The organism is Streptomyces sp. NPDC088254 (assembly GCF_044740925.1).
Taxonomy (GTDB): domain Bacteria; phylum Actinomycetota; class Actinomycetes; order Streptomycetales; family Streptomycetaceae; genus Streptomyces.
The window spans coordinates 83934-103520 of sequence record NZ_JBIURQ010000013.1 but is presented as its reverse complement, the minus strand read 5'-3'; the positions used below and the strand labels follow the sequence as shown (position 1 = coordinate 103520).

Below are 19587 nucleotides of genomic sequence, written 5' to 3'. Positions count from 1 at the left end.
ACGGTGCCAGCAGGCCTGTTACAGGGCAGGGCCGCCCCTCTCGAAGGTCAATTCAATCTTTCCTGTGACGCCGTCGACGGTGGCGTGGAACGTTAGTTGTACATCTCGTTCGACAAATGCCCACACGGTGTGATTGCTCCATTCGCCATCATGCAGCTCAACTTCGCTTTCCTTGTCGTAATAGACGGACTTATCCATGAAGCCGTCAAATTGCACCTGAGCTTGCACAGTCAAGATGGCTAGGGCATTACCTGAATCATAGCTGCCATAAGAAGATAGCTCGATGGTCTCGATCTCGGGGTGCACGTTCTCAATCGTTATTGATTGCAATGCGCTCGGCAAGTCGATATCTTCGAATTGCAGGCTGTCGGACCATTCATACTCCGGGTTCGCTACGCGGGCTCCCAGTAGTTCCTCACATGCCCCGATAACCGCATGACGTGTACGAGCGTTCATCTCGATATTGGGTGGCATGGTGGGGTTGTCGGGGCTCAATGAGTCGGCGAATAGTGGTTGCAGTGCTTGAAGGTTCTTGATTCGCTTGATAGTAGGGTGCGGTGCGTGCAGGTCTGCCAGCAGATCGGAACTAAGGTTTTCGTCGTCTCGATCGCAGAAGTCTTTATGATTGTTCGTAACGACAACCAGTAGGCCGCTACTTCCCAGGTCTCTGGATGCTTCAACTACACTCATCCAAATCAGAGTGTCGCGGTAGCCGTCGGGTCCTCTCTTCTCCGGGTCTACACCTTTGTTTCGGAACGGCTTCCTCTCGAGTAGCGCGCGGTTTATCAATTCCTCGTGTGAAACTTCAGGCAGTGGGAGGACGCGAGCTTTGGCTGTGCTTAGTTTCGCCCTGAGGCGTCCTTCGAAGCCCTCGGCCTTCTCGCGTACGGAGCTCTCAAGGTCTTTATGTGTAGGGAGAAGGCCAACATCTAGGCGCAGCGCCCGCAATGGGGCAAGGCCGGTGCGCATGCTTCGGATCGATTCGTCCAGACTGCGGCTGTAATGACGTATGGTTTCTCGGATGACGATTTCGGGAACCCATAGAGCGATCTGCCCTTTACTCGATTGTAGTAGCAGAGTTTTCCACGCCTCATTCTCTAGTGACAGATCAGAGTAGAAGCACGAGGTATCAACGACGACAGTCGGTTTACTTGACACTCTTACCTACTTCCGTAAGGCGTTTATGGCGGAGAGGGAACCGTGTGCACGGCATACCTCAAGTGGCTCCAACCCACGGGCAGGGGGTTTGACCCAGACGCTGCTTTCCGGAGCGATCTTAGGTCGGAGGAGCGGGTTTGGCCGGTGGCCTGCCCGGTCTGGGGTCGAGCATGATCAGGGGGCCGTACGCTGGTTGGCAACTCGGGCAGGCTTTGGGCCTGACCGCAATGTGCACGAGTGGCCCCCTGGTCTTGCTCGACTCGGGACCCGGACCGGGGAGGTGGCTAAAGCCGTGGAGCCGACCGGCCCTAGCCACGACGTACCCCTTCTCTGGCGTCAGGCGGCTGATTGCTGTGCGCGCGGTACGGGCGCCGGCCGGGCTGGAGCGGGGCGGAGACAGGAGCGCAGGCCCGGCCGGGGGCCGGGCCGCGCGCGGTGAGCGGAGCGAGCCGCCTTGAACCCGTAAAGAAGGTTGTTACTCAGCTCAGTTGGCCATGCGCCACAAGGGTGCCTCGTACTGCTCCGGACGGTTACTGATTAGCAGTTCGCGCAGGTTCTCGCGCTGGGTGCCGCTGTAGTTGAGGGCTTCGGTGATGCGGCGGAACGTCGTGTGGGTCACTCCGCGGCCAGTGGCTTCCGCCTCGAACACTGCGAGTTGGGCCAGGACGGTGTCTGGGTTCAAGTCCGCCGGCGGCTGGTCCTTGAGCCATGTGGCCTTGTTGCGTTCGTAGTCGATTTCCGAGTAGCCGCAGATCTCGCGGCTGTGGGCCTCGACCTCGTCGAGTGTCTCGGTCGTCATGATGGCGCGGGCGAGTTGGTTGCGACTGACAGCGTCGTCCAGGTCGACTTCACGGACCGTCGGACTCTCGTCCGTGAGGTGGACGGGCAGGCCGGCGTCTCGAATCTCGCAGGTTCCGCGGACGCCTCGGGCGGCGGCTGCGAGCATCCCGGTTGCCTCGGAAGGGTGCCAGTCCAGAACCGTGCCGAGTCTGTCCACATCCGCTGCGGTGAAGGTGTGGACGAGAGGGCCGAGCAGATCGCGGAAGTCGTCCGGGGGAAGCTCGCCGTCCAGACCGGCTCCGGCGACCAGGAGCCGGACGGGGGCGTTGACCTGGCAGCACGCCGCGAGGGTGACCGCGTCGGCCAGGGGGCTCTTCAGCGTGGGCTCGTCGCCCCGGGCCAGGATGTCGCCGCCCACGTCCAATAGGTCGATAGACGTGGGGGACAAGTGGCTGATTAGTTCTTCGAGTTGGCGGGTGACGCCTTCCACGCCGTGGTGCGGGTCGAGTAGGGCGAAGGTGTGTGGGAGCTCTGCCGCGAGTCTGGGGAGGGTCGAGCCTGCTGGAGCGACAGGGCGAGCCTCTGCCGGCACCTGCCGTACAGCGGGTGTCATCGGGAGAAGGCCGGTGAAGTTGTCGGCTCCCCGCGGTCCCGGTACCGGGTCGATCAGCAGGCGGTCCCACGCGTACGTGAGGATCACCGCCCGGTCCTCTTCGCCGTAGAGACCCGCGTCAAGCATCGCGGCGGCGACCGTGTCGCCTCCGCCTCCCGCTGCGACGATCAACCGCGTCATGCCCTCAGCCTACGGGTTCCGGGGTTGACCACTCACCCTATAGTGGCCAGAGGCTATAGCCACTTGTCGACCCAGGAGGGGACATGCCGCAGATCGAGGAGACTCAGCCGAAGTATCTCCAGATCGCTCATTACATCCGTGACCAGATCCTGCGTGGTGATCTGCGACCGGGGGACGAGGTTCCTTCGGAGCGGCAGTTGGCGGCCGACTGGTCCGTTTCCCGGCCGACAGCTGCCCGGTCTTTGGAAGCGCTGAGTCATCAGGGGCTGGTCGAGAAGCGTCAGGGTTCGGGTACCTATGTGCGCAGCCTCGAAGTGAACCGGCGCGCAAGGGAGTTGTACGGGCGGGCACGGCAGACCGGCAAGATCTACACCGCCGGTGAGTACGCGGTGATCACGTCGGCGGGCTGGCTGGATGCGCCGGACCATGTGGCCGAAGCGCTGGGGCTGGTCAAGGACCGCCGGGCCGTCCACCGGCGCCGTGTAACGAACAACCAGGATGGGCCGATCAACCTGTCCACCTCGTGGTTCGCGCCGGATGTCGGCCGACGGGCGACCAAACTCCTGGATGCCGAGCGGATCCAGGAGGGGACCTTGATGTACGTCGAGAACATGACCGGCCGGCAGGGGAGTTACGCCGAGGACCGCATGTGTGCGCGGCAGGCCACGGACGAGGAAGCGGAGGAACTCCGCCTCGCCCCGGGGTCGGCGGTGCTGATCGTCCATCACGTCGTCTACGACCTCCAGGACCGGCCGCTCGAGTTCGCCGAAGCCACCTATCCGCCGCACCGCTGGGCCTTCGAGCAGGGCTACCCGCTGACCTGAACTGAGCGGTGGTTCCGCTGAACCGCTTGCATAGGCAGAGTGGCTAATGCCACTATCCACAAAGTGGCTAAGGCCACTTGAGGGAGAGGGGGCATGGCGTGACGAGTCAGCGGCCGGACGAGGGGACGCTCAGCAACTGCCGGGGGTGCCGGGGGCGCGGATGGAAGCGCGTCGGCTCCCGTACGGCGCTGGCGCTCTCGACGGCCAACGACCGCACCCGTGCCACATCGAAGCGGCGCTGCCTCGACTGCGACGGCAGCGGCAAGGAGTGAGCGCGGATGACCTACACGATCGACCGCTATCCCTGCGAGGACTCGCCGCGACTGGGAGCGATGAACTTGCACCCGACTGCGGAGTCTGTACCGCGGGCCCGGCGCTGGTTCCGGAAGTTCATCGCCCCCTACAACCCGGCCTGTTCGATCGACGACTGCACGCTGATGATTTCGGAACTGGTCACCAACGCGGTCCTCTACGGGCGGTCGGACGCGGGATGGGTCGTACGCGTGGAGTGGTTCCGGGAGGGAACCTCACTCCGTGTGGAGGTGCACAACCCCGGGTTCCCGGCGAGCGTGCGTCTTCGCCGGCCGGACGCCAATGACGCGCACGGGCGCGGGCTGCTCCTCGTCGACTCCATCGCCGAGTCGTGGCACTCCGGGCCCAGTCGATTCGGTGGAACGGTGGTCTCCTTCGTGGTGGCCGATGCCTGGCCTTCCTGAGGGAGGGATGCCCTGCTTCTACTGTCACAGTGGGAATGTCGCTAGTCTGGTTGACCGGTTGACTTGGCCAATCCTGACAGGCGGCGGCGTTCATGGCGTATGAAGTGGAGGCACCCAAGTACGTGCGCCTCGCGCAGACGATCCAACGTCGCATCGAGGACGGGACGTACGCGCCTGGCACGCGGGTCCCCAGCGAGAACCAGCTGGTGCAGTCGTTCGGGATGTCCCGCCCCACGGTCGTGCGGGCCTTGGAGCTACTGAAGCGGGACGGCTGGCTGGAGTCTCGGCAGGGGTACGGGACGATCGTGCGCGGGCGTCCCGCGGTCGTCGAAGGGAAGGATCGACGCGGGCTCGAAGCTCTGGGGCGCGACGAGTCGCGGACCCCTGGGCGCCTGGTCGACGTCGGTCAAGTGGCCGTGCCGGCGCGCGTGGCCTCGGCTCTGGGGCTACCCAAGACGGCCAAGGTGCTCAGGCGCCGGTTCGTGGTGGAAGAGGACGGCGAACCGTTCGAGCTGACCTCGTCGTACTTCCCTGCCGACCTTGTCGACGGAACCGATCTGGCTGACGGGGGCACGCTGACGTCCGGCGTGCGCGAGCACTTGGAGACGCGCAAGAAGGTCCGCTTCGACCACGTGACGGAGCGGGTGTCCGCACGTTTGGCCGATGCCGCTGAAGCCGAGTTGCTTGGGGGGCTGCCGGATGATGTCCCTGTCCTGAGCGTCCTCGTCATCGCCTGTGACGCCTCCGGGCGGGCACTGCAAGTCTCTGACGTGCTCCTTCCCGCCGACCGGCAGGAACTGGAAGACACCTACCGCGTGAACTGAGCCGTCTGACGGCACCTCAAATCACCTGCGAATCAAGCTTAACAAGTCAACTTGGCATCTCTAACTTCGAACTTGCTAAGTCAACTTGTCAGGTGGCGAGTTGATCGACTCAGAAGGAGCAACCCCTGTGCGTGTGATCCGTGTTGACGCCTCGACCGCCACGATCCTGCTCACCGAAGCGCCGGCGCCGAAGGTGCGCGACCGGCAGACCGGTGAGATCGCCAAGGACGCCGTGAGCGGTGAGGCGCTGATGACCATCGGCGTCGTGTACATCGACGAGGGTGAGTCGTCGCTGATCCAGGTCACCATCCCGGAAAGCGGTGTGACGGACGGCCTGACCGTCGGTGCTCCGGTTTCCCTCCCCGGCCTCGTCGCCCGGCCCTGGCAGAGTGTGTTCAACGGCCGGGAGCGGCACGGCATCGCCTACCGCGCCACGGCCGTCATGCCCGGCGCGTTCCAGATGGCTCAGGCGGGCTGATCGACGTGACCGACCTGGTGACGTTGGCCGAGCTGGGCGGGCCCCTCGCTGCAATAGGTGGCGCGGCCTACGCCCGGCACGCCCACCCGGCGGCGTACTGGTCCACGGTCGGGCTGCCGCTCTCGGTGGCCCGGCTGGTGGCCTCGTACTCCTCGACCATGGACGCGTGCGGGCTGACCGTCGAGCCGTCCCGCTGGCGGGCGCTGGCCGTTCGGGCCACCACCCGGCGGGAGATCCGGCCGGTTCCCCCGCGCCGCGGAGTGATCCGGCCCAATTCGACGGGCCTCCGCGTGCGGCTGCGGCTCGCTCCCGGGCAGGAACCGGCGGACGTGGCCGCATCGGCCGAACGGCTGCGGCACGCCTGGGGTGTTCACGCCGTGTACGTGCGGGACGTCAAGCCGGGTGTCGTCGAACTCCGGCTCGTCGGCTACGACGTCTTACGCAAGGTGCGGATGCCGCGCCGCGTCGACGGCGGGCTTCTGCGGGTGCCGGTGGCCCTGCGGGAGGACGCGACCGCGTTCGTCCGCGACTACCGCGCCGTACCGCACGAACTCGTCCTCGGCGCCACGTTGTCCGGCAAGTCCATGTACCTGCGCCACCTCGTCGCCGGCCTTGCGGCGCAACCCGTCGCCCTGGTCGGCATCGACTGTAAGCGCGGTGTCGAGCTGGCGCCCTTCGCTCCGCGGCTCTCCGCGCTGGCGACCGACCCGGACGAAGCGGCCGAGCTGCTGCCGGTCCTGGTCAAGGAAATGGAGGACCGATACGACCTGATCAAGGCCCGACAGGGCATTACGCCCGGCACCCCGGATGAGGAGATCACCTCGGACGTCTGGGGTTTGCCCGACAGTGAACGCCCCGTTCCCATCGTGCTGTTCGTCGACGAGGTGGCGGAACTCTTCCTCGTCGCCACCCGCAAGGATGAGGAACGGCGGGACGAGATGGTCACCCAGCTCATCCGCCTCGCTCAGCTCGGCCGCGCGGCCGGCATCTACCTCGAAGTGTGCGGGCAGCGCTTCGGCGCCGAACTCGGCAAGGGCGCGACCATGCTCCGGGCCCAGCTCACCGGGCGGGTCTGTCACCGCGTGAACGACGAAGCCTCCGCCAAGATGGCGCTCGGCGACATCGCGCCCGAAGCGGTCGACGCGGCCTGCTCCATCGCCCCTGAACTGCCCGGCCTGGCCGTCGTCGGCGACACCTCCGGCGGCTGGTCCCGCATCCGCACCCCGTACCTGTCCCTCGCCGACGCTGCGGCCACCTGTTGGGAATCGGCGCACCTCGCCCCGGACGTACCGGCGCTCACGCCCTTCCGGCCGTACGTCCCGCCCGTGCCCGTAGAGGCGTCCGGGACGGCGACCGTTCCCCGCCCGGTGACTGAGTAGCCGTACGCCACCCCTCGGCCGACGCGGCCGCACCGCGCCAAGTCCTTACCCCGCCATGCCCGGAACCGGAAGGAGTAGCGCCGTGCGTTCCCTGCCCGTCCGCCTCGACGCCGTACTCGTCCAAGCCCTGATCGCCGCCGCGTTGTCCTTCGCCCACCTGCACGACCTGGCCGCAGCCGCCGGACAGGACGGCTGGAAGGCGTGGGCCTACCCGGTCTCCGTCGACCTGCTGTTGGTGGCGGCCTGGCGGCGACTGCGCTCCGGCGGGTCGAAAGCGGCCGGGTGGTGCTGGTTCCTCGTCGCGCTGACCGCGTCGCTCGGGGCCAACATCGCCACGGCCGGCCTGCTCGACCTGGACGCCGTACCCGCCTGGCTGCGCATCCTCGTCGCCGGATGGCCCGCAGTCGCCTTCCTCGGCGGCACACTCCTCGCCCACGGCTCGACCGCAGAGCCCGAAACGGCCCCTGCCCCTGCCCCGGCTCCGGCTCCGATGCCTGTGCGGCCCGCTGTCGAAGCGGCGCCCGAACCGGCTCCGTCGCCTGCCACCCCCGTCCCGCAGGCCCTCGTCACCCACGCCCGCAAGGTCGCCGACGACCACCACGCCCGGACCGGAACCCCCATTGACACCCCGACCCTTCGTGCACGGCTCGGCGTCCCCCTACCGATCGCCGAAGCCATCGCCGCCCAACTCACCTGAATCGGGAGCACTTCCGCCCATGCGTCCGTCCACGCTCCGCGCCCTCAACCGCGCTGCCGAGCTGACCCGTCAGAACCGCCTCACCGAAGCAATGCTCATCGCCGAACCCGTGATCATCACCGCTGACGAGTACGAGGGCGAGGAGATCCGGCGATGGCTGCTCGATCACGTCGGCGACTTCACCGGCGAGAACCACCCCAACGCGAAGGAGCTGCCCTGATGCCCGCCAACCCGCGCTTCCGCCGGGTCGTCCGTATCGGACCCGTCCAGGTCGGCACGTACTACGACAGCCGGGGCCGCGAGAAGCACGCCGCCGTGTGCACGGCTCCGCGCTGCGGCTTCTCCGCCGACTACGACAGCCGCACCGCCGCCGAACTGGCCGCCCGCACCCACCGCTGTCGCGCCCGCTGATCTGCTGAGGAGACCCCTGTGACCGTCTCACTCCCGCTTGTCTTCGTCCTGGGCGTCATCGCCTGGGCCGCGATCAAGTTCCTCGGCGTCCGCCTCTGGGTCGCCGTCGTGATCGCCCTGTTCGGCTTCTGGCTCTCCCACACCTTCCTCGCCCCCGCCATCGAGACCGGCACCCGCACCGGCGTCGACGTCGTCGACGGCACCGACAAATGACCAGGAGGTATGCCGTGCTGTTCCGCCCCCAGCTCCCCGACACCCCGCAGCCGCTCATCACCCTCACCACGCAGCCCCCGGTGCCGGTGCCGGTGCCGTCCGCCGGCCGCCCGCTCACCCCCTATGTGGGTGCGGTCGCCGCGGTGGTCGTCGTTGGCGTTGTCCTCACCGCGCTCCTGGCCGCCGTCGCCGTCACGGCCGTGTCCGTGGCCGTCGCCGCCGTGGTCCTGCGCTCCCTGGTCACCGGCGCCACCAGGCGCTGACCGGCCACCGGGGCGGCAACAAGCCGCCAAGCATCCCGCCGCCCCGGGGCCGTCCCTTCCCACCGCCGAAACAGTCGAAAGGAACTCCCATCATCACCCGGCAGACTCCGCCCCCGCTGGCGGAACTCTCCACGCTGGCCTCCCTAGGCACCCTGCCCGAGCTGGCCCGCCAACTCTCCGGCCTGGGCGGCTGCACCCACCCCATCCGCCTCGACGGCCACCGCACCGAGTACGACGTCGACACCCGTACGGGCGAGATCGGCACCGTCCTGCACCACCTCGACTCAGTCGCCCTGCCCGCCGGTCACCTCCTGGTCCGCTGCAACAACCGCCGGGCCACCCGGTGCGCGGCCTGCGCCGAGGTCTACCGCCGCGACACCTACCACCTGATCACCGCCGGACTGCGCGGCGGCAAGGGCACCCCAGACCGGGTCTCCTCCCACCCGCGCGTCTTCGCCACCTTCACCGCCCCCGGCTTCGGCCCGGTCCACAACCGCCGCACCGACGGCCGCCCTTGCCGCTGCGGCACCCGCCACGACCAGGACGACGCCGTCCTCGGCACCCCGCTTGACCCGGACCGCTACGACTACGACGCGGCCGTGCTGTGGAACGCGCACGCCGGGGCCCTGTGGCGGCGCTTCTCGATCTACCTCCGCCGGGAGGTCGCCAAGCGCGCCGGCCTCACCCAACGCGCCTTCCGCCACCACGCCCGGATCTCCTTCGCCAAGGTCGCCGAATACCAGAAGCGCGGGGCCGTCCACTTCCACGCGGTCATCCGCCTCGACGGCCCGGAAGGCGGTGACACCCCGCCGCTCGCCTGGGCGACGGCCGAGCTGCTCACGGACGCCATCCATGCGGCCGCGGCCGCCGCCCGCGTCGACGGGCCGGAGATCGATGGTCGCGCCCACACCTTCGCCTTCGGGCGTCAGCTCGACGTCCGCACCATCCGCTCGGCCGACTTCGACGGCGGCCAGGAGCTGACTGAGCGAGCCGTAGCCGCCTACATCGCCAAGTACGCCACCAAGGGTGCCGAGACAGCCACGGGAGCCCTGGACCGCCCGCTGAAGTTCGCCGCTGAGCTCGCCCAGCTCGACATCAGCGACCACGCCCGCCGCCTCATCCGCACCGCCTGGACCCTTGGAGCCCGCAAGGACCTCGAACACCTCCGCCTGCGCGCCTGGGCCCACATGCTCGGCTTCCGCGGCCACTTCTCCACCAAATCCCGCCGCTACTCCACCACCCTCGGCGCCCTCCGCACCGCCCGTGCCGACTGGCGACGGGCCCAGACGGCTCCGCCCGTCCCGCAGGACGGCGACAGCACGCTCGTCCTCGCCCACTGGGTGTTCGCCGGCACCGGCCTCAGCGCTGCGGAGAGCTGGCTTGCCGCGTCTCTCGAACCTGCCATCGGAACGGAAGGAGAACCGATATGGACCACCGTCACGACGAGCTGATGACTGTCCGCCAGGTGCTCGACGAACTGGGCGGTGTCTCTCGACGGACCTTCTACCGATGGCGGGAGCTGGGACTGGGACCTGAGGCGTTCAAGCTCCCCAACGGAGAGCTCCGAATCTGGCGGAGCGACTTCACCACGTGGCTGCGGCAGTTGGAGGCGGCGGCGTGAAGTCTCTTGACGTGAAGGTCTGGGGCGTCCGTAAGCGGGACACCAAAACGCCTTCGTACGGCGTCCGCTGGTCCGTGGCCGGCATTGTCTTCTCCGAGTCCTTCCGTACCAAGGCACTCGCCGACCACTACCGCACGAAGCTGATGCGGGCGATGCGCGACGGCGAGGAGTTCGATACGGAGTCGGGTCTTCCGGCTTCGATGGAAGAGAAGAAGTCGGCCGTGTCGTGGTACGCCTTCGCCCTCAGGTACCTCGCCATGAAGTGGCCTCATGCCGCCCCCAACACACGGGACGGCATCAACGAATCGCTCACGAGCGTGACCGTGGAACTCCTCGACGACCGTGCCGGACGTCCGTCCGATGAGGCGATCCGCAAGGCGCTCCGCAACTGGGCCTTCGTCTTGCCGGGGCCCGACGATCGGGAAGTCCCGGACGATGTGCGGAACGTTCTCCACTGGGTGTCCAAGGCTTCTCGACCGCTCGCTGACCTCGCTGAGCCCGCCACGGCTCGCACGGTCCTCGACTCCCTGAAGCTCAAACTCGACGGCACGGCGGCAGCGGCGGAGACCGTGCGGCGCAAGCGTCGGACACTCGTCAACGCCGCGAACTACGCCGTCGACCTGGGGGAGCTGCGTGAGAACCCCATCACGGCTGTCCGCTGGCAGAAGCCGAAGGTGTCCAACCAGGTCGACCCGCGCGTCGTCGCCAACCCGGAGCAGGCGCGCAACCTCCTGGCGGCCGTCTCCTATGTGGGCGGGTACCGGCGTGCCCGCGGCCGCCGCCTCGTGGGTCTGTTCGCCGCCATGTACTTCGGCGGTCTTCGGCCGGCGGAAGCGGTCGGCCTCGTCGAGACGGACCTGAACCTCCCCGCGCAGGGTTGGGGTTCGGCCCTGCTCCACCGAACCCGCCCGTCGGTCGGCAGGCAGTGGACCGACTCGGGGGAGACCCACGACGACCGCGGGTTGAAGAATCGGCCGACCGAGGACGTGAGGCGGGTGCCGATCCCGCCTCACCTCGTCGCTCTGCTCCGCGAGCACCTGGCGACCTTCGGCACGGCGGACGATGGACGGCTCTTCTTCAGTGAGAAGGGCGCGGTCGTCCCGTCCTCGACCTACTACCGCGTGTGGCAGGAGGCCAGGCTCCTCGCGCTCCCGCCGGCCGTCGCGTCCTCGCCGCTGGCGAGTCGGCCGTACGACCTCCGTCACTCGGCGCTGTCGACGTGGCTCAACGCGGGTGTCGATCCGACCGAGGTGGCCGAGCGGGCTGGCAACAGCGTGGAGGTCTTGCTGACCCGCTACGCGAAGTGCCTCGACGGACGACAGGACGTCGCTAACCGGCGTATCGAGGACCTTCTGCGCGAGTACGAGTGAGACACCCTGCACCCCGCACCGAGGCCCCGGGCACCTTGTCCGGGGCTTCTCTCGTTTTGAGCGCTACCTGCTGCGATGCTTCGAGCCGAGAGCGGACGAGGGGGGCTCGTGGAGCTGAGGGTGACGCGCTGGAAGCGGTACGGACAGGATCGCCTGTACGCGAACCTGCCCGATGGCACCGCGGTCGGCTGGGCGGATGTAAGGACGGGGCACATTACGGTCCTGGTCGCCGAGTACCGCGACGACGTGGTTGCCGTGCTGACACGCCACTTACGGAACGACTCCGAGTCGGTCATGCCACAGAGGGCACCTGAGGCTGAAGCGCGCCCGATGCTGCCGCCTTTGACGTCGGCCGACGACCTGTCCACCAACCGTCCTGGTGAGTCTCTCAGGGACCTGCTCGACAAATCCGGCGTGGGTCTGATTGAGCGGCTCGTCTCACAGCTCTTGCGTCGTCGCACAGAGTGGGATTCATGGCGCAAGGGGCTGGCGGGGGAGAGGCGAGTGGGAGCCGAGCTGAACCGTTTGGCGAGTCACGGCTGGCGGGTCCTGCATTCCATCCCCCTGGCCGACAAGGTGGACGTCGATCACTTGCTGGTCGGACCCGGCGGTGTGTTCAGCATCAACACCAAGCACCACCACAAAAAGGCTGTATGGGTCGGCGACGATTCCGTGAAGGTCAATCACGGAAAGCCGACACCGTACGCGCGCAAGAGCCGGGCGGAAGCGAAGCGGGTAGCTCGAGTGCTTGAGCACTATTGCGGCTTTCCTGTCCCGGTGGAGCCCGTGCTCGTCTTCGTCGGCGTGACCGATCTGAAGGTGGTTGCCACACAGCTCAGCGTGCGCGTGTACCAGGAGCGCCAGGTGGCGGCGCTGGCGCCGCTCTCCGGGGTGCTGACGGCCGGGCAGGTCGAGCAGGTGTACAGCGTCGCTCGCCATCGACAGGCCTGGCGCCAGTTCCCGCCGACGGCGACACCAAAATTTTGAGCACGTGGGCGTCTCCGACGCTCCCGAATGATCCTCGGGAGCCTCGTCGTTAACCCGCCTATGCAGGCCGCGCGGCTTGGGCCTGCTCGGAGGAGAGTAGGCGCTCAAGGCTCCTTCGCTCGCTATTGAGCACAGCGAGCATTTGAGTACGTGTGTGCTCGAAGTCAGGCTCGACCTCGACGCCGAGGTCATGACGCAGGGTGACCCGCAGCAGATACACCCCGTCGGATAGGGGGCCGCTGAACCAATCTTTGGCCCGGTTGTACGACCTGTCTGGGGCAGGGCTGCTCGCCAATTGCTTCACCACGGTGTACCCGACTCCGAGCGCCCTATTGAGGGAAGAGGCGATCTCGTTGACGTCCTTCGGTAGAGCCATCTGGGCCAAGGAGTATTGCTCTGCCCAGGCTTCCTTCGCGGCATCGAGGACTGCTGGTTCGGCGCTTTCACCGCGCTCGGCCGCTAGGACTGCGTCTCGGGCAGCGACCCGGTAAGCGCGAGCCGTGGTATTCAAACGGGCATAGAGATCCCGCCTGGCTTCCTGCGCTCGGTCGTGGCGGTCCTCTGCCCGTTCACGATCGGCGCGCTGGTTCTGCTCCCGGGTGACGCGCTGGCTGAGCAATGCCCCACCCAGGGTCCCACCCAACGTTCCTCCGACGCCGATGAGCGCAGCTGCAAGCGTGGTCACGTCCACGAGATCCCCCACCTCGTCCGATCATTTGCCCGCCGGCGGCGGTCGTCAGTCTTCCCACCCTCGACGCCGTCTACTACCGGGACGACGATAGCGAGCAGCGCGGCTGCTCGACTTCGATGCGCTGCGTCACCTGCGGCGATGCCCCAAGATCCCGTCCACGCCTCGTCCACAGACCCCGACATACGCCCGCTCTGGGCGACATACGGCTGCACATACGCGAAGACCCCGGCCTCAGCGTTTCCGCTGGTGACGGGGTCTTGGGCACACTTACACAGTGTGCCCCCGGCAGGATTCGAACCTGCGCACACGGCTCCGGAGGCCGTTGCTCTATCCCCTGAGCTACGGGGGCGTGTTCGTCGCGTTGCTCGCGGCGACGGGTAGAACACTACCAGCTCGGTCGGGGTGATCAGGAACGGGTTTCGGGGGCGTGGGGTGGAAGTGGGGAAAACCCGGACGCGGTGGCCGGTGTCGACCTACTCTCGAGTTGTGTCAGGCGCGTCGGGCCGGGTGCTTGTGGTCGATGACAGCAAGGTCATCCGGCAGCTGATCAGGGTCAATCTCGAGCTGGAGGGCTTCGAGGTCGTGACCGCGTCCGACGGTGCCGAGTGTCTGGAAGTCGTTCATCAGGTGCGGCCCGACCTCGTGACCCTCGATGTCGTCATGCCCCGGCTGGACGGGCTCCGCACCGCCGCCCGGCTCCGTGCCGATCCGCTCACCCGCGACCTTCCCCTCGCCATCATCAGCGCCTGTACGCCCTACGAGGTCGAGGCCGGTCTCGACGTCGGCGTCGACGCCTTCCTCGGCAAGCCCTTCGAGCCCGCTGAGCTCATCGCCGTGGTGCGGAAGTTGATCGAGGGGAGAGAGGGCAGGTTAGAGCGGGTGCCTCGTCCTCACAAACACGAGCGGTCCGCCTGAGCGGGCCCTGCCAGCGGCGACCCATGTGCGGCGCCGTCCGTATCGCGGACCCTCGGCCCCGGCCGCTCGCCTCCTCACCCCCCTCCTCCCCTACGCTTGTGCCGTGACCCCCGTCGAGCTCTCCCGCACCGTCGTGCACGCGGTGCGTCGTGCCGTGGACGCCGGTGAGCTCAGCGTGGACGTCCCCTCGCGGGTCGTCGTCGCGCCGCCCGGGCCGGGGGGATGCGGGGACTACGCGACCAACGTCGCCCTTCAGCTGGCCCGCCCCGCCGGGCAGCCTCCCCTTCGCGTCGCCGAAGTGCTCCAGGGCTACCTGTCCGACGCCGCCGGCGTCGTCGACGTCGAGATCACCGGGCCCGGGTTCCTCAACATCAGCCTCGATCCGGCCGCCGTCTCCGCCGGCCTCGGGGAACTGGTGCGGCGCGTCCTGGACGAGGGGCTGCGGTACGGGCACTCCGACGCCCTCGCCGGGCGGGTCTTCGAGCTGCGCGTGCCCTACGAGGTCCGTGCCGAGGTTCTCGCCGACGCCCTCGGGCGGATCGTCGCGGCCCAGGGCGGCCGCGTCGACGTACTGCACCGGGAGCCCGTGAACCTGCGGCCCGTGCCCTCACCGGAGGACCCCGCCCCCCTCGGCCTCGACGCCGCCTGCTGGGCCCTGCTGCACCCCGCCCCGCACGACCGGCCCCGCATCACCGCCGACCACCTCGTGCAGCGCGAGGCGAACCCCCTCTTCCGCGTCCGGTACGGCCACTCCCGCGCCCGTGCCCTCCGGCGCAACGCCCGCGCCCTCGGCTTCGCCGCCGACGACCGCACCCCCCAGCCCGCCGACGGCCATACCCCCCACCCCGCCGACGGCCATACCCCCCACCCCGCCGACACCCCCGGCGCCCACCCCCTCCTCACCCTCCTCGCGGACTACCCCCGCGTCCTCGGCACCGCCGCCTGCCTTCCGCACCCGGACGGCATCGGCGCGCCTTCCCGCCTCACCAGGTATCTCCTCGACCTCGCCGACACCGCGCTCCCCTTCTTCGCCACCGTCCTCCCCCGCGGGGACGAGAAACCCACGGCCGCCCACCGCTCCCGGCTCGCGCTCGCCGAAGCCGTCGGGACGGTGCTCGCCGGTGGCCTCACCCTCCTCGGCATCGACGCTCCCGATCACCTCTGAGCCACAGAACCCCGACCAGCCCCGGTCAACGTTCACACCGCGACTCGCCCCGAAAGAGCACTCCCAAGATGAGCCGTTCCGCACACCCCGCCGGGCCCCGTCACGCCGACGTCTATCCCGAGGGCCACTACTCCGCCCCGCCCGCCGACCTCAACGCCCTCGACCCGAAGGTGTGGGCCCAGACCGTCAGCCGGGACGACCAGGGCGTCGTCACCGTCGGCGGGGTCGACGTGAAGACGCTCGCCGAGCAGCACGGCACCCCCGCCTACATCCTCGACGAGGCCGACTTCCGGGCCCGCGCGCGGGCGTGGCGCAGCGCCTTCGGGGCGGACGCCGACGTCTTCTACGCCGGCAAGGCGTTCCTGTCGCGTGCCGTCGTGCGGTGGCTGCACGAGGAAGGGCTCAACCTCGACGTCTGCTCGGGCGGCGAGCTCGCCACCGCGCTGTCCGCCGGCATGCCCGCCGAGCGCATCGCCTTCCACGGCAACAACAAGTCCGTGGGGGAGATCGAGAGGGCCGTGCGCGAGGGGGTCGGGCGGATCGTGCTCGACTCGTTCCAGGAGATCGTGCGGGTCGCGCACATCGCACAGTCGCTCGGCAAGCGGCAGCGCGTGCAGATCCGGATCACCGTCGGCGTCGAGGCCCACACCCACGAGTTCATCGCCACCGCGCACGAGGACCAGAAGTTCGGCATCCCGCTCGCGGGCGGCCAGGCCGCCGAGGCGGTACGGCGGGCCCTCCAGCTCGACGGGATCGAACTCATCGGCATCCACAGCCACATCGGCTCGCAGATCTTCGACATGTCGGGGTTCGAGGTCGCCGCGCACCGGGTGGTCGGGCTGCTGAAGGACGTCCGGGACGAGCACGGGGTCGAACTGCCCGAGATCGACCTCGGGGGCGGTCTCGGGATCGCGTACACGAGTGACGACGACCCCCGCGAGCCGCACGAGATCGCCAAGGCGCTGACCGAGATCGTCACCCGTGAGTGTGAGGCCGCCAAGCTGCGCACGCCGCGCATCTCCGTCGAGCCGGGCCGCGCCGTCGTCGGGCCCACCGCCTTCACGCTCTACGAGGTCGGCACCGTCAAGCCGCTCGACGGGCTGCGCACCTACGTCTCCGTCGACGGGGGCATGTCCGACAACATCCGTACGGCGCTGTACGACGCGGAGTACAGCGTCGCCCTGGTGTCGCGCACGTCCGACGCCGCGCCGATGCTGGCGCGCGTGGTCGGCAAGCACTGCGAGAGCGGTGACATCGTCGTGAAGGACGCCTTCCTCCCGGCGGACCTGGCACCTGGTGACCTGATCGCCGTGCCGGCCACGGGCGCGTACTGCCGGTCGATGGCCAGCAACTACAACCATGTGCCCCGGCCGCCGGTGGTCGCCGTCGCGGACGGCGAGGCCCGGCTCATCGTGCGGCGGGAGACCGAGGAGGATCTCCTGCGGCTCGACGTGGGGTGAGGAAAGCCCCAGGCGTCGGGTGAGAGACGCCCGCGCCGGGTGGAAGATCTCCTGTCCGCCACCGCCGAGAAAATGAAATAAACGTCTCACGATCCGGACCCTGGCCAGAAAGTCCGGTTCGGTGGGTGAGACTGGTCCAACCGAAGACGGTATGAGGAAACGAGGTCGGATGATGCGTACGCGTCCGCTGAAGGTGGCGCTGCTGGGCTGTGGAGTGGTCGGCTCAGAGGTGGCGCGCATCATGACGACGCACGCCGACGACCTCACGGCCCGGATCGGCGCCCCGGTGGAGCTCGCGGGCGTCGCCGTGCGGCGGCCGTCCCGGGTGCGCGAGGGCATCGACCCGGCCCTCGTCACCACCGACGCCACCGCCCTCGTCAAACGCGGGGACATCGACGTCGTCATCGAGGTCATCGGGGGCATCGAGCCCGCCCGCACCCTCATCACCACCGCCTTCGAGCACGGCGCCTCCGTCGTCTCCGCGAACAAGGCGCTCCTCGCCCAGGACGGCGCCGCTCTGCACGCGGCCGCCGAGGAACACGGCCGGGACCTCTACTACGAGGCCGCCGTCGCCGGCGCCATCCCGCTGATCCGCCCGCTGCGCGAGTCCCTCGCCGGCGACAAGATCAACCGGGTGATGGGGATCGTCAACGGCACGACCAACTTCATCCTCGACAAGATGGACACCACGGGGGCGGGCTACCAGGAGGCCCTCGACGAGGCGACCGCGCTCGGGTACGCCGAGGCCGACCCGACCGCCGACGTCGAGGGCTTCGACGCCGCGGCCAAGGCCGCCATCCTCGCCGGCATCGCCTTCCACACGCGGGTGCGTTTCGACGACGTCTACCGCGAGGGCATGGCCGAGGTCACCGCGGCCGACTTCGCCTCCGCCAAGGAGATGGGCTGCACCATCAAGCTGCTCGCCATCTGTGAGCGGGCCGCCGACGGGGGTTCCGTCACCGCGCGCGTGCACCCCGCCATGATTCCGCTGAGCCACCCGCTCGCCTCCGTGCGCGGCGCGTACAACGCCGTGTTCGTGGAGTCCGACGCGGCCGGCCAGCTCATGTTCTACGGCCCCGGCGCGGGCGGTTCGCCCACCGCCTCCGCCGTGCTCGGCGACCTCGTCGCCGTCTGCCGCAACCGGCTCAGCGGGGCGACGGGGCCCGGCGAGTCGGCGTACGCCGCCCTGCCCGTGTCGCCGATGGGGGACGTGGTCACCCGCTACCACATCAGCCTCGACGTCGCGGACAAACCGGGTGTTCTCGCCCAGGTGGCGACCGTGTTCTCGGAACACGGCGTATCGATCGATACGGTTCGTCAGCAGGGCAAGGACGGTGAGGCCTCCCTCGTCGTCGTCACCCACCGTGCCTCCGACGCCTCCCTCACCGGGACCGTCGAGGCGCTGCGCAAGCTCGACACCGTGCGGGGTGTCGCCAGCATCATGCGGGTTGAAGGAGAGTAACCAGCAATGACCCACCAGTGGCGCGGAATCATCGAGGAGTACCGGGACCGGCTGCCGGTGTCCGACAGCACGGTCGCCGTGACGCTCCGCGAGGGCGGCACGCCGCTCGTGCCCGCGCAGGTGCTCTCCGAGCGCACCGGCTGCGAGGTCCACCTCAAGGTGGAGGGCGCCAACCCCACCGGGTCCTTCAAGGACCGCGGCATGACCATGGCCATCACCCGGGCCAAGGAGGAGGGCGCGAAGGCGGTCATCTGCGCCTCCACGGGCAACACGTCCGCCTCCGCCGCGGCGTACGCCGTGCGCGCCGGCATGGTTTCGGCCGTTCTCGTGCCGCAGGGCAAGATCGCGCTCGGCAAGATGGGCCAGGCCCTCGTCCACGGCGCCAAGATCCTCCAGGTCGACGGCAACTTCGACGACTGCCTCACGCTGGCTCGCTCGCTGAGCGACAACTACCCGGTGGCGCTGGTCAATTCGGTCAACCCGGTGCGTATCGAGGGCCAGAAGACGGCCGCGTTCGAGATCGTCGACATGCTGGGCGACGCCCCCGACATCCACGTCCTGCCGGTCGGCAACGCGGGCAACATCACCGCGTACTGGAAGGGGTACCAGGAGTACGCCGCCGACGGCGTGGCCGGAAAGAAGCCCCGGATGTGGGGGTTCCAGGCGTCGGGCAGCGCGCCGATCGTGCGCGGCGAGATCGTCAAGGACCCGGCGACCGTCGCGACCGCGATCCGGATCGGCAACCCCGCCTCCTGGAAGTTCGCGCTGGCGGCGCGGGACGAGTCCGGCGGCCTCATCGACGAGGTGACGGACCGTGAGATCCTGCGCGCCTACCGGCTGTTGGCCGCGCAGGAGGGCGTCTTCGTGGAGCCCGCGTCGGCCGCGTCCGTGGCCGGTCTGCTCAAGGCGGCCGAGCAGGGCAAGGTCGACCCGGGGCAGCGGATCGTGTGCACCGTCACCGGCAACGGCCTGAAGGACCCCGACTGGGCCGTGGCCGGCGCCCCGCAGCCGGCCGCCGTCCCGGTCGACGCCGTGGTGGCGGCCGCCCGCCTCGGCCTGGCCTGACTGGCGCCCCGCGTCCCGGCCGGCGGGCGCCGACGCCCGCCGGTCCGGCCGCGGACCGGCGTCGCGAGGGGCGCTCGCAGCCGCTCGCGGCGGGCCACAGGGGGTTACCCCCGTCGGGGGTGCACGAGGGGCTTGCGACACGCATCGTGCGCCTCCTGTGCGCCCTATGTCGCCGCAGAACCTTCCTTCGATAGGCTGTACCGAACCCGCCTACCGCATATGCCTTCGCATATCGCGTCGCGCGGCCGGCAACGGCGCCGCGCCGTGCCGTCGGCCCGAGGGTCTTCGTACGTCATCGAATCGTCATCGAATGTC

23 protein-coding genes and 1 tRNA gene are annotated in these 19587 nt (G+C 68.8%); 20 read left to right on the top strand and 4 right to left on the bottom strand.

Features of this window, described 5'->3' with window-relative positions; genetic code table 11:
* Positions 1–18: 18 nt before the first annotated feature.
* Both ACIOC0_RS33100 and ACIOC0_RS33095 read right to left on the bottom strand, forming a co-directional pair.
* Complete coding sequence (locus ACIOC0_RS33100; protein WP_402159410.1) at positions 19–1158, bottom strand: PIN domain-containing protein; 1140 nt, start codon at positions 1156–1158, stop codon at positions 19–21.
* 484 nt (positions 1159–1642) lie between these two features.
* Complete coding sequence (locus ACIOC0_RS33095; RefSeq protein WP_402159409.1) at positions 1643–2731, bottom strand: DUF1152 domain-containing protein; 1089 nt, start codon at positions 2729–2731, stop codon at positions 1643–1645.
* Positions 2732–2814: 83 nt separating this feature from the next.
* Here ACIOC0_RS33095 and ACIOC0_RS33090 point away from each other — a divergent pair, with 83 nt between their 5' ends.
* The 15 genes from ACIOC0_RS33090 (at position 2815) to ACIOC0_RS33020 (ending at position 12514) form a co-directional block, all read left to right on the top strand.
* Positions 2815–3555: a GntR family transcriptional regulator gene (locus ACIOC0_RS33090; RefSeq protein WP_402159408.1), complete on the top strand. Its 741-nt coding sequence runs from the start codon at positions 2815–2817 to the stop codon at positions 3553–3555.
* 98 nt (positions 3556–3653) lie between these two features.
* On the top strand, positions 3654–3827 hold the full coding sequence (locus ACIOC0_RS33085; protein ID WP_402159407.1) for a hypothetical protein: 174 nt from the start codon (positions 3654–3656) through the stop codon (positions 3825–3827).
* A 6-nt stretch (positions 3828–3833) separates the two neighbouring features.
* On the top strand, positions 3834–4271 hold the full coding sequence (locus tag ACIOC0_RS33080) for an ATP-binding protein (RefSeq protein WP_402159406.1): 438 nt from the start codon (positions 3834–3836) through the stop codon (positions 4269–4271).
* A gap of 92 nt (positions 4272–4363) precedes the next feature.
* Complete coding sequence (locus tag ACIOC0_RS33075) at positions 4364–5095, top strand: GntR family transcriptional regulator (RefSeq protein WP_402159405.1); 732 nt, start codon at positions 4364–4366, stop codon at positions 5093–5095.
* A gap of 127 nt (positions 5096–5222) precedes the next feature.
* Positions 5223–5573 carry a hypothetical protein gene (locus ACIOC0_RS33070; RefSeq protein ID WP_093799046.1) on the top strand — a complete coding sequence of 117 codons (351 nt, stop codon included), beginning with the start codon at positions 5223–5225 and terminating at the stop codon, positions 5571–5573.
* Between the two features lie 5 nt (positions 5574–5578).
* A complete protein-coding gene (locus tag ACIOC0_RS33065) occupies positions 5579–6952 on the top strand; it encodes an FtsK/SpoIIIE domain-containing protein (RefSeq protein WP_402159404.1) in 1374 nt (457 codons plus the stop codon).
* Positions 6953–7034: 82 nt separating this feature from the next.
* The gene (locus ACIOC0_RS33060; RefSeq protein WP_402159403.1) at positions 7035–7649 is read left to right on the top strand and encodes a DUF2637 domain-containing protein; all 615 of its coding nucleotides are present in this window, start codon (positions 7035–7037) and stop codon (positions 7647–7649) included.
* A 19-nt stretch (positions 7650–7668) separates the two neighbouring features.
* Positions 7669–7869 carry a hypothetical protein gene (locus tag ACIOC0_RS33055; protein ID WP_402159402.1) on the top strand — a complete coding sequence of 67 codons (201 nt, stop codon included), beginning with the start codon at positions 7669–7671 and terminating at the stop codon, positions 7867–7869.
* Positions 7869–8060, top strand: a complete 192-nt coding sequence (locus tag ACIOC0_RS33050; RefSeq protein WP_385324992.1) for a mobile element transfer protein — start codon at positions 7869–7871, stop codon at positions 8058–8060. Before ACIOC0_RS33055 ends, ACIOC0_RS33050 begins: the two co-directional genes overlap by 1 nt.
* Before the next feature lie 18 nt (positions 8061–8078).
* Positions 8079–8273, top strand: coding sequence for a hypothetical protein (locus tag ACIOC0_RS33045; protein ID WP_252545166.1), 195 nt, complete (start codon positions 8079–8081; stop codon positions 8271–8273).
* Between the two features lie 17 nt (positions 8274–8290).
* Positions 8291–8536, top strand: a complete 246-nt coding sequence (locus ACIOC0_RS33040; RefSeq protein WP_402159681.1) for a SpdD protein — start codon at positions 8291–8293, stop codon at positions 8534–8536.
* Between the two features lie 116 nt (positions 8537–8652).
* Positions 8653–9987 (top strand): replication initiator, encoded by a 1335-nt coding sequence (locus ACIOC0_RS33035; RefSeq protein WP_402159679.1) that lies wholly within the window; start codon positions 8653–8655, stop codon positions 9985–9987.
* Positions 9963–10157 (top strand): helix-turn-helix domain-containing protein, encoded by a 195-nt coding sequence (locus tag ACIOC0_RS33030; RefSeq protein ID WP_361352429.1) that lies wholly within the window; start codon positions 9963–9965, stop codon positions 10155–10157. Before ACIOC0_RS33035 ends, ACIOC0_RS33030 begins: the two co-directional genes overlap by 25 nt.
* Positions 10154–11527 carry a tyrosine-type recombinase/integrase gene (locus ACIOC0_RS33025; RefSeq protein ID WP_402159401.1) on the top strand — a complete coding sequence of 458 codons (1374 nt, stop codon included), beginning with the start codon at positions 10154–10156 and terminating at the stop codon, positions 11525–11527. The genes ACIOC0_RS33030 and ACIOC0_RS33025 overlap by 4 nt, the downstream gene beginning before the upstream one ends.
* 75 nt (positions 11528–11602) lie before the next feature.
* Entirely contained in the window at positions 11603–12514 is a 912-nt protein-coding gene (locus ACIOC0_RS33020) for a nuclease-related domain-containing protein (RefSeq protein ID WP_402159400.1), read from the top strand.
* 58 nt (positions 12515–12572) lie between these two features.
* Here ACIOC0_RS33020 and ACIOC0_RS33015 read toward each other — a convergent pair whose 3' ends face one another.
* Positions 12573–13205, bottom strand: coding sequence for a hypothetical protein (locus ACIOC0_RS33015; RefSeq protein WP_389033591.1), 633 nt, complete (start codon positions 13203–13205; stop codon positions 12573–12575).
* 277 nt (positions 13206–13482) lie between these two features.
* A tRNA-Arg gene (locus tag ACIOC0_RS33010) sits at positions 13483–13554 on the bottom strand.
* Positions 13555–13643: 89 nt separating this feature from the next.
* Here ACIOC0_RS33010 and ACIOC0_RS33005 point away from each other — a divergent pair.
* The 5 genes from ACIOC0_RS33005 to thrC all read left to right on the top strand — a co-directional run bounded on the left by ACIOC0_RS33005 (position 13644) and on the right by thrC (position 19272).
* A complete protein-coding gene (locus ACIOC0_RS33005) occupies positions 13644–14120 on the top strand; it encodes a PleD family two-component system response regulator (RefSeq protein WP_402159399.1) in 477 nt (158 codons plus the stop codon).
* A gap of 103 nt (positions 14121–14223) precedes the next feature.
* Positions 14224–15285, top strand: coding sequence for an ArgS-related anticodon-binding protein NrtL (gene nrtL / locus ACIOC0_RS33000; RefSeq protein ID WP_402159398.1), 1062 nt, complete (start codon positions 14224–14226; stop codon positions 15283–15285).
* A gap of 68 nt (positions 15286–15353) precedes the next feature.
* Positions 15354–16745 (top strand): diaminopimelate decarboxylase, encoded by a 1392-nt coding sequence (lysA, locus tag ACIOC0_RS32995; protein ID WP_402159397.1) that lies wholly within the window; start codon positions 15354–15356, stop codon positions 16743–16745.
* A 169-nt stretch (positions 16746–16914) separates the two neighbouring features.
* Positions 16915–18207: a homoserine dehydrogenase gene (locus ACIOC0_RS32990; RefSeq protein ID WP_402159396.1), complete on the top strand. Its 1293-nt coding sequence runs from the start codon at positions 16915–16917 to the stop codon at positions 18205–18207.
* 6 nt (positions 18208–18213) lie between these two features.
* Positions 18214–19272, top strand: coding sequence for a threonine synthase (thrC, locus tag ACIOC0_RS32985; protein ID WP_351098980.1), 1059 nt, complete (start codon positions 18214–18216; stop codon positions 19270–19272).
* The last annotated feature ends 315 nt before the right edge of the window (positions 19273–19587 follow it).

Coding starts and splice junctions, on each gene's coding strand:
- ACIOC0_RS33095 (WP_402159409.1), bottom strand. CDS start 2,731: ATGACGCGGTTGATCGTCGCAGCGGGAGGCGGAGGCGACACGGTCGCC.
- ACIOC0_RS33090 (WP_402159408.1), top strand. CDS start 2,815: ATGCCGCAGATCGAGGAGACTCAGCCGAAGTATCTCCAGATCGCTCAT.
- ACIOC0_RS33080 (WP_402159406.1), top strand. CDS start 3,834: ATGACCTACACGATCGACCGCTATCCCTGCGAGGACTCGCCGCGACTG.
- ACIOC0_RS33075 (WP_402159405.1), top strand. CDS start 4,364: ATGGCGTATGAAGTGGAGGCACCCAAGTACGTGCGCCTCGCGCAGACG.
- ACIOC0_RS33055 (WP_402159402.1), top strand. CDS start 7,669: ATGCGTCCGTCCACGCTCCGCGCCCTCAACCGCGCTGCCGAGCTGACC.
- ACIOC0_RS33050 (WP_385324992.1), top strand. CDS start 7,869: ATGCCCGCCAACCCGCGCTTCCGCCGGGTCGTCCGTATCGGACCCGTC.
- ACIOC0_RS33030 (WP_361352429.1), top strand. CDS start 9,963: ATGGACCACCGTCACGACGAGCTGATGACTGTCCGCCAGGTGCTCGAC.
- ACIOC0_RS33020 (WP_402159400.1), top strand. CDS start 11,603: ATGCTTCGAGCCGAGAGCGGACGAGGGGGGCTCGTGGAGCTGAGGGTG.
- lysA (WP_402159397.1), top strand. CDS start 15,354: ATGAGCCGTTCCGCACACCCCGCCGGGCCCCGTCACGCCGACGTCTAT.
- ACIOC0_RS32990 (WP_402159396.1), top strand. CDS start 16,915: ATGATGCGTACGCGTCCGCTGAAGGTGGCGCTGCTGGGCTGTGGAGTG.
- thrC (WP_351098980.1), top strand. CDS start 18,214: ATGACCCACCAGTGGCGCGGAATCATCGAGGAGTACCGGGACCGGCTG.